General features: G+C 67.1%; 15 protein-coding genes. 6 read left to right on the top strand and 9 right to left on the bottom strand.

Going from position 1 to position 16,060, the window contains the following annotated elements; genetic code table 11:
* Window positions 1–212: 212 nt before the first annotated feature.
* Window positions 213–1,613, top strand: a complete 1,401-nt coding sequence (locus tag AC5Y5V_RS22240) for a WS/DGAT/MGAT family O-acyltransferase (RefSeq protein ID WP_499940016.1) — start codon at window positions 213–215, stop codon at window positions 1,611–1,613.
* Here the strand turns inward: AC5Y5V_RS22240 and AC5Y5V_RS22235 are convergent.
* The 7 genes from AC5Y5V_RS22235 to AC5Y5V_RS22205 all read right to left on the bottom strand — a co-directional run bounded on the left by AC5Y5V_RS22235 (window position 1,601) and on the right by AC5Y5V_RS22205 (window position 7,085).
* Window positions 1,601–1,984 (bottom strand): DUF5073 family protein, encoded by a 384-nt coding sequence (locus tag AC5Y5V_RS22235; RefSeq protein WP_499940014.1) that lies wholly within the window; start codon window positions 1,982–1,984, stop codon window positions 1,601–1,603. The two genes, AC5Y5V_RS22240 and AC5Y5V_RS22235, sit on opposite strands and share 13 nt — an antisense overlap.
* Window positions 1,984–2,772 (bottom strand): heavy metal-binding domain-containing protein, encoded by a 789-nt coding sequence (locus AC5Y5V_RS22230; RefSeq protein ID WP_499940012.1) that lies wholly within the window; start codon window positions 2,770–2,772, stop codon window positions 1,984–1,986. Before AC5Y5V_RS22230 ends, AC5Y5V_RS22235 begins: the two co-directional genes overlap by 1 nt.
* Window positions 2,773–2,931: 159 nt before the next feature.
* Entirely contained in the window at window positions 2,932–3,126 is a 195-nt protein-coding gene (locus AC5Y5V_RS22225) for a ferredoxin (protein WP_499940010.1), read from the bottom strand.
* Window positions 3,123–4,310, bottom strand: a complete 1,188-nt coding sequence (locus AC5Y5V_RS22220) for a cytochrome P450 (RefSeq protein WP_499940007.1) — start codon at window positions 4,308–4,310, stop codon at window positions 3,123–3,125. Before AC5Y5V_RS22220 ends, AC5Y5V_RS22225 begins: the two co-directional genes overlap by 4 nt.
* A gap of 80 nt (window positions 4,311–4,390) precedes the next feature.
* Entirely contained in the window at window positions 4,391–5,200 is an 810-nt protein-coding gene (locus AC5Y5V_RS22215; protein ID WP_499940005.1) for a cutinase family protein, read from the bottom strand.
* Between the two features lie 35 nt (window positions 5,201–5,235).
* Window positions 5,236–5,682, bottom strand: a complete 447-nt coding sequence (locus AC5Y5V_RS22210; RefSeq protein WP_499940137.1) for a hypothetical protein — start codon at window positions 5,680–5,682, stop codon at window positions 5,236–5,238.
* 191 nt (window positions 5,683–5,873) lie between these two features.
* Window positions 5,874–7,085, bottom strand: coding sequence for a cytochrome P450 (locus AC5Y5V_RS22205; protein WP_499940001.1), 1,212 nt, complete (start codon window positions 7,083–7,085; stop codon window positions 5,874–5,876).
* Between the two features lie 151 nt (window positions 7,086–7,236).
* On the opposite strand from AC5Y5V_RS22205, the gene AC5Y5V_RS22200 reads away from it, so the two are divergent.
* Window positions 7,237–10,548, top strand: coding sequence for a helix-turn-helix transcriptional regulator (locus AC5Y5V_RS22200; protein ID WP_499939999.1), 3,312 nt, complete (start codon window positions 7,237–7,239; stop codon window positions 10,546–10,548).
* Window positions 10,549–10,844: 296 nt separating this feature from the next.
* On the opposite strand, the gene AC5Y5V_RS22195 is transcribed toward AC5Y5V_RS22200, so the two are convergent.
* A complete protein-coding gene (locus AC5Y5V_RS22195; protein WP_499939997.1) occupies window positions 10,845–11,447 on the bottom strand; it encodes a TetR/AcrR family transcriptional regulator in 603 nt (200 codons plus the stop codon).
* Window positions 11,448–11,627: 180 nt separating this feature from the next.
* Between AC5Y5V_RS22195 and AC5Y5V_RS22190 the strand changes: the two genes are divergently transcribed.
* Together AC5Y5V_RS22190 and AC5Y5V_RS22185 are read left to right on the top strand one after the other, a co-directional pair.
* Window positions 11,628–12,722: an NAD-dependent epimerase/dehydratase family protein gene (locus tag AC5Y5V_RS22190; protein ID WP_499939995.1), complete on the top strand. Its 1,095-nt coding sequence runs from the start codon at window positions 11,628–11,630 to the stop codon at window positions 12,720–12,722.
* An 80-nt stretch (window positions 12,723–12,802) separates the two neighbouring features.
* The gene (locus AC5Y5V_RS22185) at window positions 12,803–13,360 is read left to right on the top strand and encodes a class I SAM-dependent methyltransferase (protein WP_499939993.1); all 558 of its coding nucleotides are present in this window, start codon (window positions 12,803–12,805) and stop codon (window positions 13,358–13,360) included.
* Here AC5Y5V_RS22185 and AC5Y5V_RS22180 read toward each other — a convergent pair.
* Window positions 13,347–13,937, bottom strand: a complete 591-nt coding sequence (locus AC5Y5V_RS22180) for a TetR/AcrR family transcriptional regulator (RefSeq protein ID WP_499939990.1) — start codon at window positions 13,935–13,937, stop codon at window positions 13,347–13,349. The two genes, AC5Y5V_RS22185 and AC5Y5V_RS22180, sit on opposite strands and share 14 nt — an antisense overlap.
* Window positions 13,938–14,010: 73 nt before the next feature.
* On the opposite strand from AC5Y5V_RS22180, the gene AC5Y5V_RS22175 reads away from it, so the two are divergent.
* Entirely contained in the window at window positions 14,011–15,174 is a 1,164-nt protein-coding gene (locus AC5Y5V_RS22175; RefSeq protein ID WP_499939988.1) for an acyl-CoA dehydrogenase family protein, read from the top strand.
* 28 nt (window positions 15,175–15,202) lie between these two features.
* Complete coding sequence (locus AC5Y5V_RS22170; RefSeq protein ID WP_499939986.1) at window positions 15,203–16,033, top strand: enoyl-CoA hydratase-related protein; 831 nt, start codon at window positions 15,203–15,205, stop codon at window positions 16,031–16,033.
* The last annotated feature ends 27 nt before the right edge of the window (window positions 16,034–16,060 follow it).

The raw sequence follows: 16,060 nt of genomic DNA, 5'->3' as shown, positions 1-16,060 counted from the left end.
TCTCCCGCCTGCGGGGAACAACCCCCGCGTTCGGGGTTCGCCACAGTGCTGTGGCCCCGGGGGTGTGGTGCGAGTTGGTTCGACGGGGGCACCCGCTGCGAAGTCTGCACCTGATGTAAACCGCGATTTAGCACAGCGACAACAACATTGACGAAGACTGACGCGGGAAGGGTGGGTGGCCCCGGTGGGAGCCATGAGTCGAGCGGACACCGATGGAACGACTTAGTGGATTTGATGCTTTCTTTCTCTATCTGGAGACGTCGACGCAACCGCTGAACGTGTGCTGCGTCCTGGAACTGGACACCTCGACGATGCCGGGCGGCTACTCGTACAGCCGGTTGCGTGCGTCGCTGGAGAAGCACGTCAAGGCGGTGCCCGAGTTCCGGATGAAACTCGCCGACACGCAGTTCAACCTGGATCACCCGGTCTGGGTCGACGACGAGGACTTCGAGTTGCGGCGGCACGTGCACCGCGCGGGGGCGCCGGCGCCGGGCGGCCGGCGCGAGGTGGCCGAGATCTGCGGCTATGTCGCGGGATTGCCGCTGGACCGTCATCGCCCGCTGTGGGAGATGTGGGTGATCGAAGGCGGTGCTCGAGGCGACGCGGTGACGGTGATGCTGAAGATCCACCACTCGGTGGTCGACGGTGTCGCCGGCGCGAACCTACTGGCCCACCTCTGCAGCATGGAGCCCGATGCTCCGGCGCCGGAGCCCGTCGTCCAGGGTGCGGGCGGCGGAAGTTCGCTGCAGATCGCCGCAAGCGGGTTGAAGGGTTACATCATGCGGCCGCTCCGGCTCGCCACCATAGTCCCGGCGACAATACTGACCCTCGCGCAGACGGTGCTTCGCGCCCGCGAGGGCCGCACCATGGCCGCGCCGTTCGTGGCCCCGACGACCGCGTTCAACGCGCCCTTCAGCGGTCTGCGCAACGTCGCGTACACGCAGCTGGACATGCGCGACATCAAACGGGTCAAGGACCGGTTCGGGGTGACCGTCAACGACGTCGTGGTGGCGCTGTGCGCCGGGGTGTTGCGGCGCTACCTGCTCAAGCGCGACGAACTGCCGGACAGCCCGCTGGTTTCGGCGGTACCGGTGTCGGTGCACGACCAGTCGAATCGCCCGGGCCGCAACCACACCACCTGGATGTTCTGCCGGTTGGAGAGCCAGATCAGCGACCCCGCCGAACGCATTCGCACGCTTGCCGCGGGAAATGCCGCCGCCAAGGATCACACCGCCGCCATCGGGCCCACGCTGCTGCATGACTGGACGCAGTTTGGCGGGCCCACGGTGTTCGGTGCGGCGATGAAGATCCTGCCGCGCATGCCGATATCCCTGAGCCCCGCCTACAACCTGATCCTGTCGAACGTGCCCGGCCCCCAGGACCAGTTGTATTTCCTTGGCTGCGGGATGGAAGCGATGTATCCGCTCGGCCCGCTGCTGGCGGGCGCGGGGCTGAACATCACCGTGATGTCGCTCAACGGGGCGCTCGGCATCGGCGTGATCTCCTGCCCGGACCTACTGCCGGACCTGTGGAGCATCGGCGACGAGTTTCCCGAAGCGCTTAAAGAACTGCTGGAATGCCGCGACAGGGTGCCAGCGGATCAGAACCCGTAACCGGTGCTGGTACCGAGCATCTCGACGGCCGCATTGATGTTCGGGATGACCGCCGCGCCGTACCGGGCGACGACCTGCCCGAGTGCCCGGGCGATGTGCGGGCCCACGTCGTTGGCCAGCAGGATGTCCTCGGCGATCACGATGCCGTTGATCAGGTGCGCCGCCAGCAGGCGTCCGTCGCGGCTGATCTCGTAGCGCCAGTCGCCGATCTGGATGCGCTCCGGCTGCGACCGCAGCAGGCCGCGTTTTGCAGGTGTGTGCATTACGCCCGGAAGACCGGCGAACACATTGACCACCAGCGCGACTCCGCCCGGGCCGGAAAGCGCCGCGCTCACGGTGCGGCTGACCCGTTCGGCGTCGAACTCGGCCATCAGTTGTCCATCGGCAACACGAACGACGGTGTGATGGTTTCTCCGCTGCCGGTGCGTCGCACCGCGGTCCCGGCCGTGTAGAACTCCACCGTGTGCAGCCCCCACGCGTAGTTGGAGATGGCGAAGTGCACGCCGACGACGCCGGTCGCGCCGTCGCGTTCCGCCTCGGTTTGCATGCGCGACATGGCCAGCTCGCGCGCCTGGTAGTTGCCCTGTGTCCACTGCGGCATCTCCATGTTGCGGCCCATCTGCTTCAGGGTTTGCATGAATCCCTGCACGGCGATGTGGAAGACGCAGTTGCCCATCACGAAGGCCACGGGGGCGAAGCCCGATCGCAGCAGGGTCACCATGTCCTGACCGGACAGGTGGCTGGAGAACGCCTGGCCGTTGGGACGCCGAAACGATCCTGGCTTGGCGGTGTAGCGCACCGCCGTGCCGACCGCCATGAACTCGAGGTGCTCGCCCCCCTCGCCGTGATGGCGCCAGTTCAGCCGGACGCCGACGATCCCGTCGGCCTGCAGCGCGTCGGCCTCGGCCTGCATACGCGCCATCGCGTTCCAACGCGCCCGGTACGTCGCCTCGGTCAAAACGCCCAGTTCCTGTTGCTGGCGCATGTTGCTGAACTGGAAGCCGACGTGATAGACGGAGACCCCCATCACCAGCTCGATCGGCTCGAACCCGGCCCCGTGCAGCAGGGCGAACTCGTTGATCGACAAGTCGGACGTCCACGACTTGGCGGCGTGCGCCAGCCGTTCGCTGGCTACCGGATCGAGCGAGTTCGGTTCCATTGGCGAGCGTCCCTTCTGTGGTTTGCGTCAGCGTACGACCAGCGAGCGGCAAGCGTCTGTCATATTCACACGCTTTTGCTGGCGTGGGTAGAGTCCCGCGCGGGCGGATGTCGTACGGATTCGGGCCGGCCCGTCAGTCACGCTGTGCGACAACCGCACTCAGGGCGCGAGCGTGATCGCCTGCTCCGGGCAGTTCTGTTCGCCGGTGCGGGCGTGCCGCTCGGAATCGCCGGACACGTCCTGAACCAGCAGGACCGCGTGTCCGACGTCGTCGGCGTCGAAGATGTCGGGCGCCAGCATGTAGCAGCGTCCGTGTCCCATGCAGCGGTCCGAGTCGACCGAGATGTGACTCATCGCGACGCGACCGGGAACACCAGCGGCAATGCCTCCACCGACCGCAGTGCCGCGGTGTAGGTCAGCTGGGTGCCGGGTTTGATTTCGTAATCCGGTATCCGCCGGTGGAATTCGCGCAACGCCACCCGTAACTCCATGCGGGCCAGGTGCGATCCGAGGCACCGATGCGGACCACCGCCGAAGGCACGGTGCCGGTTCGGGTTACGGGTGAAGTCGACGAGTTCGGGATCGGGGAACTCGGCGGGATCGGTGTTGGCCGCGCCGAGGAGGGGGCTGACCCGCTCGCCCTTGCTGATGGGGCAGCCGGCCACCTCGGTGTCCTGCATGGCGACGCGGACGACCCCGGGCACCGGCGTCTCCCAGCGCAACAACTCCTCGATCGCGTGGGGCAGCACGTCAGGCGGCTCGATGAGCTGGTGGCGGTGGTCGGGGTGCCGGGCCAGGTACACGAAGAAGCAGTCGAGCGAGTCGGTGACGGTGTCCAGCCCGGCGATCAGGAACAGGAAGCAGATGTCGAGCAGTTCCTCGCGCGTCAGCGGACGCCCGGCCTCGCCCTCGACCTTCGCCGCGATCATGGCGGACAGGACGTCGTCGCGGGGGCTCGCGATGTGGTCGTCGATGGCGTGGTCGAAGTACTCGTAAATCTGTTGCGCCACCGGCGCCGAGGCGTCGTGGCGGCCGTCCCAGTCGGCGCCGGCCCCCTCGGGTCGGATCACGCCGTCCTTCCATTCCAGGAACTGGCCGAGGTCCTCCAGCGGCAGGCCGAGCAGCTGCAGGAACACCGTGCACGGCAGGGGAACGGCGAACTCCTCGTGAAAGTCGCACTCGCCCCGGCCGGCGAACCCGTCGATCATCTGGTTGACCAATTCGGCGACGCGCGGCTCGCGGCGCGCCATCTCGCGCGGCGTGAACAGCGGATCCAGGATGCGGCGGTACTTCGCGTGGTCGGGCGGGTCGACCTGCAACGGGATCAGCGGGCGGATGTTACCCAGGTCGACCGCGTCCATGTTCGACGAGAACAGCTCGGTGTGCTTGAGCGCCATCTCGATGTCGGCCAGCCGGCTGAGCACCACCGCCTGTGGTGCGCGAAACACCGGCGCCGATTCGCGCAGTGCCTTGTACATGGGTTGCGGCTCGGCCAGGCCCATCACGGCCTGGTCGACGAACGCTTCGGCTTCCGTCATGCAGCTAGCGTGACACCGCGCCGGTCGCTGGGCAATGTCCTCGGGCGGCTTGTATTACAAAAATAGGTAATTTAGGGAAGTTATTGCTCGACCGGGAGTTCGCCGGGAGCGTGCGGCGGGCCGGGAAGATGCGGCTCCGGTGGCGCGACTACAGGTAGCGGCGCCGGCGGCGGCAAAACGGGTGCTGCCGGGGGCGGCGGTGCTGCCGGGGGCGGGACGGCCGGCAGCCGGCTCGCGGCGAAGTCGGCGGCCTGCTCGACCATTCCGGCCTCCACATACTGGCTGTGCGCGGAGAAGTCGCCCGCGCCGGAGCACACCGCATCGTTGGGAACGCACAGCTCGATGGTTTTGGCGGCGTACAGCGGGCCGACGGTGATCGGCGGCTGGTGGATGGTGTCCATGAACCGCTCCGAGGGCTTTCCGAACAGCGCGACCGCGGCGACGTGCTCGGCCACACCTGGTGGCATCGGGTCCGGGATGTCCACGGCGTGCGCTCCCTCCGGCACCCGGTCCACGGTGACGAAGCCCATCACCGCCGCGCCCTGGGAGTAGCCGCCGAGCACCATGCTGGTCTTCGGGCAGTTCGCCGCCATCGCCTCGACATGGGTTCCGGCGTCGATGATTCCGTCCATCGCGGTGGGAAAGTCGGTGCTGGCCGGATAGTCGACTGCATACACACCGAGCGACCGTGCGCCGAGCCGCGAGCGCAATGCATCGACGAATGGTTCGCCGACGTCGCCGAGCCCAGGGGCCTCGGTGGTACCGCGGGCGAACACCACTTCGACGTCGGGACACGGTTCCGCCGACGCGGCGGGGACGGGCGCGGCGAGCAGAACCCACGCCGGCGCGATCGCACAACCCAGGACGCGTGGAATGGGGTAGTGACCCACGCCACAATGCTGTCACATTCGCCGGCAGCGAGGGTCTACTTCGGACTCGCGGGACCGTGGCGCCTGTGTTGCGCCAGCGAAAGCGCCGAGTGAATCGCGCCCCGGACCGCGTAGCCCGCGGCGACCACCGACAACACGATCAGCACAATGAACGTCGGCAGCCAGTTCGCCCGATCGTGTTTGACGTTCCACCACACGATCGTGAAGAGCACGGTGCACAGAAATAGCACGACGTCGCGCCAATTGCCGTGGTACGACGTCGCCGCCTTGCGCATCGCGCGTCCCTTGTCGGCGGCGTCGATCAGGTCGTCGATGCGGTCGTCGATCGAGCGCTGCAGATTGGCGCGTCTTTCCGTGGCATCCGCGGGGAGCCGATCCAGCAGGTCCATGTCCTGCTTGATCATCCCCCGAAAGTCTCCGCCCCGAAATTGTCCGGCCGCGAAGGCCAGCATCGCGCCGCCGAAAACGGGTGCCGCGTTCATCGCCGCCTGTCCGATACCGACCACGTCCGCTTCCTCCTTCGGATAACCCCTTAACCATCGCCCGTTGAGGATTATCGAACCTGAGCAGAGCAGATGCGAACGCCTTCGACAACAAGGTGTTTCGATAGCCCGGTCGGGTTCGGCGCCGCCGGATGTGCTCGTCGGCGCCTATGCCGCCACCGGGTCCGTTCTCAGGCATCGAAAGCGATGGGAAGCGTTGTCGGGCCGGACAGTTCGGTGGGCAACTTCCAGGGTGCCGGGCCGTCACGCCGGGCATTGGGCAGGCGCTGAGTGATCACCCGCAACGCCTCGACGAGTTCGACCCGGGCCAGGTGCGCTCCCAGGCAGTAGTGGACGCCGCCGCCCAGTGTCAGCATGCCCGGCGCGCCCTGACGAGTGATGTCCAGCCGGTCGGGGTGCTCGAATACCGTTTCGTCGCGGTTGGCCGACGCCGTATTCGCGATGACGCACGTGCCCGCCGGCATCAGGACGCGGTCGAGCACGACGTCCTCGGCAGCGACGCGCAGCGCGCTGAAGACGGTCGGGGAGTGGCGGATCAGTTCCTCGACGGCCTGCGGCGCCAGCTCGGGATGTTCGGCGAGTAGCGCCCACTGGCTGGGATGCTCGCACAGCACCTGGACGGCGGCGGCCAACTGGTTGCGGGTGGTGTCGGTGCCGGCGTTGAGCAGGATGGCGACCAGGTTGACGAGTTCGTCGTGGGTCAGCCGGTCGCCCGGAAGTGTCGGGTCCTCGGCGCGAATGAGCTCGGAGATGAGGTCGTCGGACAGGGATCCGCGCCGGCGTTCGATCAGCTCCGCCACATAGGTCTCGAGTTGCCCCCACGCCCGCAGGATGGCCGATTGCTCCTCGGCGACATGCGCTCCGAACGCTTTGCTGATGTCGCCCGCCCAGGTTGCGAACAGTTGCCAGTCCTTCCGGGGTGCACCCAGCAGCTCGCAGATGATCGGTACCGGGTACGGCTGCGCGATATCGGTGACGATGTCGCAACGCCCGGCGGCGGCGTGCCCGTCCACCAGCGCGGTGATGACAGTGGTGCACGCGCCGCGCAGCCGGGCGGCGGCCCGCGGGGTGAACGCCCGGGACACCAGCCGGCGCAACCGCCGGTGTTCGGCGCCATTCAGGCTGATCAGCAGCTTGCACACCTTGTCCCAGACAGGCCCCGAGGTGATGCCCTGCACCACCAGGCCGATCCCTTGCGGCATGACGAAGCGCGGGTCTCGCAGCACGGTGCGGGCGAGGTCGTAGGTCAGCACCTCGGGTCCGTACGGCCCCATAGCAATGGGCGACTCGTGGCGCGCGCGCCCGATCAGGCGGTGGATCTCGTCGGGATCGCGCGATTCGTGGTACGCGATCGGCGGCAGGGGGAGGTCGAAGACGGTCACGAACCGAATATCCGGCGGTTGCGGTGCGGAACCATCGGCCAATCTGCCGATTTGCGCGGCACCCGACGATGCGTAGGCGGGCAGGGTGCGACGCAAACTATCCGCCATTTGGCCAATGTTCTGCGATCTGCGTCACGCGATGCTGGCTAGCATGAGCACCACGGAGTGGAACGAGGCGGGCGTGAGCGAGCTACCGAGCGGGCTGCCGACCGGAACAGTCACGCTGCTGCTTGCCGACGTCGAGGGCTCGACGCGGCTTTGGGAGACCCAGCCCGAGGTGATGGCCGCCGCAGTGGCGCGTCTGGACCAGGCGCTGTGTGCGGCGGCCACCGCCCACGAGGGCGTGCGCCCAGTAGAACAGGGCGAGGGCGACAGCTTCGTGATCGCATTCGGCCGGGCATCCGACGCGGTGGCCTGTGCCCTGGACCTACAGCGGGCGCCGCTGGCGCCCATCCGCTTGCGCATCGGAATCCACACCGGCGAAGTGCGGTTGCGCGACCCCCAAGATCCGACCAACTACGTCGGCCCCACCATCAACAGGACTGCGCGGCTGCGTGACCTCGCGCATGGCGGGCAGACCGTGCTGTCGGGCACGACGGACGACCTCGTCGTCGACTCGTTGCCCGACGACGCCTGGCTGACCGACCTGGGCGCCCATCCGCTGCGCGACCTGGCCCGCCCCCAGCGGGTGGTGCAGCTGTGTCATCCCGATCTGCGCAATGACTTCCCACCGCTGCGGGTATCGAGCGGCGTTGCCGCACATAATCTTCCGGCTCAGCTCACCAGCTTTGTCGGGCGTCAAGCCGAAATCGCAAGCGTGCGCGCCGCTTTGACCGGAAACCGGCTCGTCACCCTGACCGGGACCGGCGGGGTCGGCAAGACCCGCCTGGCCGTGCGGGTGGCCTCGTCCGTGGCGAACGAATTCGGCGACGGCGTGTGGTACGTCGACCTGGCACCGATTACCGCGGCCGAGGTGGTACCGCTGACGGTGGCCAGAGCAGTGGGCCTGCCCGACCAGCCGGGCCGCTCCACAATGGACACGTTGCTGCGGTTTGCACGCGACCGGCACCTGCTGATCGTGCTGGACAACTGTGAGCACCTGTTGGACGCCTGCGCGACGCTGCTCGCCGAACTGCTGGGAGCGGCACCGCGCGTGACCGTGCTGGCCACCAGCCGTGAGCCGGTCAATATTGGGGGCGAGGCGACCTGGCAGGTGCCGTCGCTGTCGATAGCCGACGAGGCCGTCGAGCTGTTCGCCGAACGCGCCCGGCTGGCGCGGCCGGACTTCGCTGTCACCGACGGCAACGCGAAGGCCGTCGGGGAGATCTGCCGGCGGCTGGACGGCATGCCGTTGGCGATCGAGCTTGCGGCCGCGCGGGTGCGGGCGTTGTCGTTGACCGAGATCGTCGACAGCCTGTATGACCGCTTCCGGTTGCTGACGGGCGGTTCACGCACCGCGGTGCGTCGCCAGCAGACGCTGCGCGCGTCGGTGGATTGGTCGCACGCGCTGCTGACCGAGACGGAACGGATACTGTTCCGGCGGCTGGCCGTGTTCTACGGCGGATTCGATTTGGCAGCAGCACAATTCGTGTGCGGTGGCGATGAGATCGAGCGATATCAGATACTGGATCAGTTGTCGCTGCTCGTCGACAAATCGCTGGTGGTGGCGGACGAGACGAGTGGTCGGACCCGATATCGGCTATTGGAGACGATGCGTCAGTATGCGCTGGAGAAGCTCGGTGAATCCGGTGAGGCGGATGCCGTGCGTGCGCGCCATCGTGACCACTACACGTCAGTTGCGGCGCTGTTGGACGCCCCCGCGCGCACCGACTACGAGCAGAGACTCGAGCAAGTCGAGGTCGAAATGGACAACCTGCGCAACGCGTTGGGTTGGAACCTGGAAAACCACGACACCGAGCGGGCTTTGGCGCTGGCTTCGTCGCTGCAGCCGGTGTGGATGTCGCGTGGCCGCATCCTGGAGGGGCTCGCCTGGTTCCACACCATCCGGGCTGACTTGGACGAGCACATCGACATCGCACCGGCGGTGTACGCACGAGCACTCTCCGATGACGCCGTACTCAACATGCACATCGGCGGTCCGGTGGACCGCGCCCAGCGCGCGGTGGAGTTCGCCCGCAAACTCGAAGATCCCGCGCTGCTCGCCCGCGCTCTCTCGGCGTACGGGTTGATCGCAGGTGCCCACTACGACGCCGAAACGGCCAGCGCCTGCCACGCCGAGGCGATGGAATTGGCTCGGGTGGTGGACGATCGGTGGACTATCAGCCAAATCCTCGCATGGCAGTCCAATAGCGCGTTGACCACGGGCGATCCGATCGCGTCCGGCGACGCGGGCAGGCAGGGACGGGATATCGCCGATGCCATCGGCGACCGCTCCTGCTCCCGGCAGAGCCGGATCGGCATCGGCTATGCACAGCTGCTGCAAGGCAACCTCGCGGGGGCGATCGCCGAATTCCGCGCGGTGGTAGCCGAATCCGAGGAGGCTCACGACGAGGTTTACGGGGCAAGCGCATCGATGGGCCTGGGGCTGTCGCTGGCGTATCACGGTGAATTGGACGCAGCCAGTTCGGTCGCCCAGACCGCCTTGGCCGTGGCCACCGATCTGAGCGAGTATTTCCTGGGCATAGCCCACGCCCAGGCGGCGCAAGCCAGTATGGCCGCCGGTGACCTCGACGCCGCAGAAATCAGCGGGGAGGCGGCCTTCGAGGGTTTATACAATGGCCAACCCCAGGTCGCTATCGCACAGCGTGCGTTCAATTTGATCGAAGTCGCCTTGGCGCGTGGCGATCTCGCGACGGCCCGGGAGTGGGCCGACGAAGCGCTCGAGTTCGCGGTGGGCTGGCATCGGGTAGCGGTCCTGGCGGTACGCGCCCGCATCGCGATCGCGGAGGGCCGGTCCGACGAAAGCGAACGGGATGCGCATGACGCACTGGCGCTCGCCGCCGGCAAAGGGCTCTACCTACACGTACCCGATATTCTCGAATGCCTTGCCGGACTGGCTGTCCGAGCAGGCAACCACCCTGGGGCCGCACGCCTCTACGGTGCGGCCGGGGGGCTTCGACAGCGCATGGGCCTGGTGCGTTTCAAGATTCACGAGGACGCGTATAACTCGTCGGTGGCGCAGCTGCGAGAAGGGATGGAAGAGGCTGCCTTTGACGCTATGTGGGCCGAGGGAGCGACGCTGCCAGTGAAGGACGCGATCGCCTACGCGCAGCGCGGCCGGGGAGAACGCAGGCGACCGGCGAGTGGCTGGGGGTCGCTGACGCCGGCCGAGCGCGACGTCGCGCGACTGGCCTGTGAAGGGTTGGCCAATAAGGAGATTGCGACCCGCCTGTTCGTGTCACCGCGAACCGTGCAGGCTCACCTCAGTCACGCCTACACCAAACTCGGCATCGCCTCCCGTGTCCAGCTGGTGCAGGAGGCGGCGCGAAACCCCGACTGCTAGGGGTGTTTCGGATGCCGGTGCGAACCGGGAGAGGGTCCGTGTGACACCGGCCCGCAGTTCAGGCCGATGATGCAGCCTCCGCGCAGGGGGCGTACCGGGGCGTCACCGACGGATGGCCTGCCCGGGTCGGGAGGCGGGCCGGTCGAGGCGGCCGGCGCAGTGCCTTGACCGAGGCCGAACACTAACGCCGCCGCGGCGCTACCCGAGGCAATCGCTGCCTTGGCCCAGCCGATTGTCACGGCCCCCAATTCTAATCCGAGAGCGGCGTACCCGCAGGCCGTGCTCACTGACCCGGCTCACGCGACGGAGGCTCCCAGGATCAGATGGACCGCCTCGTCGAGTTGCCCGGCGATCTCGTCGTAACTGACGAATCGAGCGGTCATCAGCGCGCCGGCGAACGTCATCAGCAGCGTGGCCTGCACCGCGTGTGGCCAGCCCGGTCCGAGCGCGGCGCCGATCCGCCGCGCCACTTCGTCGCCGATCTGTTGGCGCAGTGGCGTGACGGCCGGGTCGTCGGCCATCAGGGCCGCACCGCACCCGGCGGTCAACTCCGGCTCGTCGGCAACGACGAGTGCCATGTCCCGCATGGTGGCGCTGACCCGGGTCTTGGTGGTGTCGTTGACGTCGGTGTGCAGCGGAAGATCCCGCAGGAAGCGCAGGTAGACCGCGGCGACCAGCGCACTCTTCGAAGGAAAGTAGGTGTAGGCGCTCGCCGGCGAGACCCCGGCGCGGGCCGCGACGGCACGCATCGTCAGGTTGGCGTAGGACGATTCGCGCAGCTCTTCCAGTCCAGCGTCCAGGACCTTTCGGATCGTCTGCCCCGGCCGCCGGTCTGATCGGCGCCCCGCGGCGGGGACACCGTCGGCCGGAACCGCCTCGGAAGCTGCATCTCTAGACACCCGTCCAGTCTAGGAAACAAAGTTCACGCTCGACAAGCAATTCCAAAATACGTCTTGAGCAGGCAATTAGCGGCAGTCCACAGCTCAGCCGGCCCCGCTGAGGCTTGCCCGGCCACCCATGACGTGACTACTCTCGTAACAAATACAGACATCTGTCCAGAAAAATTCGGGGGATCTGCCGTGACCGTTGATCGGGTACTCGTCACCGGGGCGTTCGGCTTGGTGGGCTCCGCGGTCGTGGCCGAACTGGCCGCTCAGGGCCGTCGGGTCGTGGCGACCGACCTGGAGGTTCCCGCCAACCGCAAACGGACGCGGGTGTTCACCGCGCTGCCCGGCGTCGAGGTGCGGTGGGCGGATCTGACATCGTCCGCAGACGTTGGCGCATTGCTGGAAAGCGTTGCGCCCTCTGCCATCATCCACCTGGCCGCCCTCATTCCGCCGTTCTGTTACGCGCGCGGTGAACTCGCCCGCAAGGTCAACGTCGACGCCACTGCGACTTTGGTCGAGGCCGCCTCCGCGATGGCGACTCCGCCGCGATTCGTGCAGGCCTCGAGCATCGCGGTGTACGGGGCGCGCAACCCCCACCACACGGACGCGCCGCTGACCGCCTCGACACCGGTCCGGCCCACCGAGCTCTACGGCGTGCACAAGGCGCTGGCCGAGAAGCACGTGACGAGCTCGGACCTGGAATGGGTCATCTTGCGGCTCGGCGGCGTGCTGACCGCCGAACCACGCTGGAAGATCGACCCCGACTTGATCTTTTTCGAAGCGGTACTGCCGTCCGACGGTCGCATCAACACCGTTGACGTACGGGACGTCGCTCACGCGTTCTGCGCAGCGACGGTCACCGACGAGACCCGCGAAGTCTTCCTGATCGGCGGCGACGCGACCCACCGCATCAGACAGGCCGACATCGGCGCCGCGTCCACGGACGCCATGGGCCTGGTGGGCGGGCTGCCTCCGGGACGGCCCGGCGATCCGGACGACGACCTGGCGTGGTACGCCACCGATTGGATGGACACCGACCACGCGCAGAATATCCTTGCCTTCCAGCGTCATTCGCTTCCGGAGATGTTGGCGGAGACCCGGGCGAAGGTCGGCTGGCGGCGGTGGCTGCTGCGTCCGGTGGCGCCGATCCTGCGCTGGTATCTGCGTCGGAAATCGCCGTATCGTGCGATACCCGGCGACTTCGCTGATCCGATCCGGGCGATCGGGGAGCGGTGGGGAGATCCTCGCCCCTTGCTGAACTCTGACAGCGGTCAGGCGCGTAAATAGGCGAACCCGCGCCGCCCCGGCCACCTATTGTTGTCGTCGGGCATCCGCGCGCAGATATTGCGCAGAACGGCTAAGGGCATGTGACACAAGAGGACCGGCACCGCTGGGATGAGCGGTATGAGAGCGTGGGAGCGGCATCCGGTGATTCCGTTTCGCCACCAGCTGTATTCGCGTCCTACGCAGATGTATTCCCTACCGTCGGAACGGCGCTGGATCTCGCCTGCGGGCAAGGGCATGGAGCGATGTGGCTGGCCCGGCGGGGCCTGTCCGTGCTGGGGCTGGACGTTTCCACGGTCGCGATCGACCAGGCACGAGATCTGGCCCGGCGCAGTGGCGTTGGCGACCGCTGCCGGTTCGAGGTCTGCGACCTCGACGACGGGCTGCCCGACGGCCCGCAGGTCGATGCCATCCTGTGCCACAGATTCCGGGATCCCCGCCTATACCGGCCCATCGCCGAACGCCTAACTCCGGGCGGGGTATTGGCCATCGCCGTGCTCAGCGAGGTCGGCGCCACCCCAGGGCCGTTTCGCGCCAAGCCCGGCGAGTTACCCACCGCGTTCGCCGAATTCGCCGCGATCGGCGCCGGCGAGGGCGACGGTCAAGCCTGGCTGCTCGCGCGCCGTCTCACCCACTCTTGACCTGCACCGAAAGCCGGGGCTTCGGGCCGTCATTCGGCCCGGCGACGCGATCCCACGTCGCATCGACCAGCGGCTCTAGCAGCAGTTCACCCAGCTGTCGCACCAGTACCGCGACGACCTGGGTCGATTCCCGGCGTCGGGTGGAGGCGAGTTTGGCGTCACGCAGCACGCCGATCTCGTTGCGGGTGAGGTCGATCAGAACGTCCAGGAGGTGCTTGCGATCGTCGGACGATTCCAGGACCGAGCGCCGAATGTAGTTGACCACCGGGGGATTCTCGACGAGCATGCGCCGTACCGCCGTATCTCGGGCGGCTGCCAACCGCCCGCGGCCGCCGTGCGGCGGAACGTCGGCGATGGCCCGCGCGAAATGGTCCACGACGAGCTGATCGACCGCGTCGCGGAGGCCGGCCTTTGTCTTGAAGTGGTGCTGGACAAGACCGAGCGTGACGCCCGCCTCCGCCGCGACGGCGCGCAGCGAAACCCTGTCTTCGCCGAACTTCGCGTAGAGGTCCAGCGCCGCGTTGCGGATTCGGGCCTTGGCCGTCAGGTCCTCGTTCGTCGCCCGCGGATGGGCCACGCCTACCTCCCTCTGCGGTGCAGTTGACCGGGAAACTATACATTTGTATCGTGCATCGGGAGGGGAGGCAACCATGTCCGAGCTGTTTGCGACCTACCGGGCCAGCTGGGAGACCGAGCAACATCGCGAACTGCGCAAGCACGCCGCCGAATTCCTGCGCAAGGAGTCGACACCCCACCAGGAACGGTGGGCGGCGCAGCACCACGTCGACCGCGAGTTCTGGAACAAGCTCGGCAGCGCCGGACTGCTCGGTCTGGACCTGCCCGAGGAATACGGGGGTGCCGCCGGCGACTTCGGCTACTCGGCCGTCGTCGCCGAGGAACTGTCCCTCGCGAATGACACCGCGTCCGGGTGGATCGTGCACTCGCCGATCGTGGCGCACTACATCAACAGCTACGGCAGCGACGAGCAGAAGCGGCGGTGGCTGCCCCGCATCATCAGCGGCGATGCCGTGCTGGCGATCGCCATGACCGAACCGGGGACCGGCTCGGATCTGCAGGCGGTGCGCACCACTGCCGTGCGCGACGGCTCGCACTACGTGATCAACGGGTCAAAGACCTTCATTTCCAACGGCACCCACTGCGACCTGCTGGTCGTCGTCGTGAAAACGGATCCCGACCGGGGCGCGGCGGGCACCTCGTTGATCGTCGCGGAAACCGACAGCAACCTGCGAGGTTTCGAGCGCGGGCGGGTGCTGGAGAAGGTGGGCCAGCACGGGCAGGACACCCGCGAGTTGTTCTTCTCCGACATGCGGGTTCCCGCGGCGAACCTGCTCGGCGACCGCGAAGGGCTGGGCTTCTATCAGCTGATGGAACAGCTGGCACGCGAACGGCTGATCATCGCCGCGGCCTGCGCCGGCATGGCCGAAGCCGCAGTGCTGGAAGCGATCCGCTACACCAAGCAACGCGAGGCGTTCGGGCGGCCACTGATCGACTTTCAGCACAACAGGTTTCAGCTCGCCGAATTGAAGGCCGAAACGCTGTCTATCAAGACCACCGTCGACTACTGCGTCCAGCATTACATCGACGGCAACAACGACCCGGCCACGGCGTCGATGGCCAAGCTCGTCGCCGCGGACAAGGCGGTCGCGGTGGTCGACCGGTGCGTCCAGTTCTTCGGCGGCTACGGCTACATGATGGAATACCCCATCGCGCGCGCGTACGCGGCCGCGCGGGTCAACAAGATCTACGGTGGCACAAGCGAAATCATGAAGGAAATCATCAGCCGGTCGCTGTGAACGGGGCCGTGAAGGTAATGTCACCGGCATGGAGCGACGTGAGCTCGAGGCGGTCATCTACGAGCGCGAACCGCCGATAGCGCGGATCATCCTGAACCGGGTCGACAAAGCCAACACCAAGGACGCGGTCCTGGTCACCGAAGTCGACGACTGCCTGCACGAGGCCGACCGCGACAAAGAGATCAAAGTCGTGATCCTCAAGGCCAACGGCAAGGGCTTCTGCGGTGGCCACGTGGCCCGCTGGGGCCCGGACGAGAACCCCTACCCGGACTTCGGCGACACCTTCGAGGACCTGTACAAGGGCACCGCCGACCTGTTCCTGTGGCCGACGCTGTACCTGTGGGAATTCCCGAAGCCGACGATTTCGCAGATCCACGGTTACTGTATGGGCGGCGGCATCTACCTGGGCCTGCTGACCGACTTCTGCGTGGCCTCCGAGGACGCGTATTTCCAGATGCCACTCGCTCAGAGCCTCGGCGAGCCCGGCGGGCACACGATGATCGAGCCGTGGCTGCTGATGAATTGGCACCGCACCATGGACTGGCTGCTGCTGGCGCCGACGCTGTCCGCGCAGCAGGCCCTCGAGTGGGGCCTGCTCAACCGGGTGGTGCCGCGGGAAGACCTCGAGGCGACGGTCGAGGAGATGGCCCGCAAGATCGCGCAGATCCCGCTGACGACGCTGATGGCGGTGAAGAGCAACGTCAAGCGGGCCTGGGAGTTGATGGGCATGCGGGTGCACCTGCAGGTCAGCCACATCCTGACGAATATGGTCGGCGCGGCATCGGATGTGCAGGCGCGGCGGGCCGAGTTGATGCAGTCCGGCAAGAAGCCCCGGGATTTCATCGAGGGCACCGAATAGCGCGAGCAGACACATAAGCCCCCAAAT

The organism is Mycobacterium sp. NGS68, assembly GCF_059812195.1.
The sequence above is the reverse complement of the archived record's forward strand: the minus strand, read 5'-3'. Positions and strand labels throughout refer to the sequence as shown.

Excerpts from the sequence above, each read along its gene's own strand:
- AC5Y5V_RS22240 (WP_499940016.1), top strand. The coding sequence starts at position 213 with ATGGAACGACTTAGTGGATTTGATGCTTTCTTTCTCTATCTGGAGACG.
- AC5Y5V_RS22235 (WP_499940014.1), bottom strand. The coding sequence starts at position 1,984 with ATGGCCGAGTTCGACGCCGAACGGGTCAGCCGCACCGTGAGCGCGGCG.
- AC5Y5V_RS22230 (WP_499940012.1), bottom strand. The coding sequence starts at position 2,772 with ATGGAACCGAACTCGCTCGATCCGGTAGCCAGCGAACGGCTGGCGCAC.
- AC5Y5V_RS22225 (WP_499940010.1), bottom strand. The coding sequence starts at position 3,126 with ATGAGTCACATCTCGGTCGACTCGGACCGCTGCATGGGACACGGACGC.
- AC5Y5V_RS22220 (WP_499940007.1), bottom strand. The coding sequence starts at position 4,310 with ATGACGGAAGCCGAAGCGTTCGTCGACCAGGCCGTGATGGGCCTGGCC.
- AC5Y5V_RS22210 (WP_499940137.1), bottom strand. The coding sequence starts at position 5,682 with ATGAACGCGGCACCCGTTTTCGGCGGCGCGATGCTGGCCTTCGCGGCC.
- AC5Y5V_RS22200 (WP_499939999.1), top strand. The coding sequence starts at position 7,237 with ATGAGCACCACGGAGTGGAACGAGGCGGGCGTGAGCGAGCTACCGAGC.
- AC5Y5V_RS22175 (WP_499939988.1), top strand. The coding sequence starts at position 14,011 with ATGTCCGAGCTGTTTGCGACCTACCGGGCCAGCTGGGAGACCGAGCAA.
- AC5Y5V_RS22170 (WP_499939986.1), top strand. The coding sequence starts at position 15,203 with ATGGAGCGACGTGAGCTCGAGGCGGTCATCTACGAGCGCGAACCGCCG.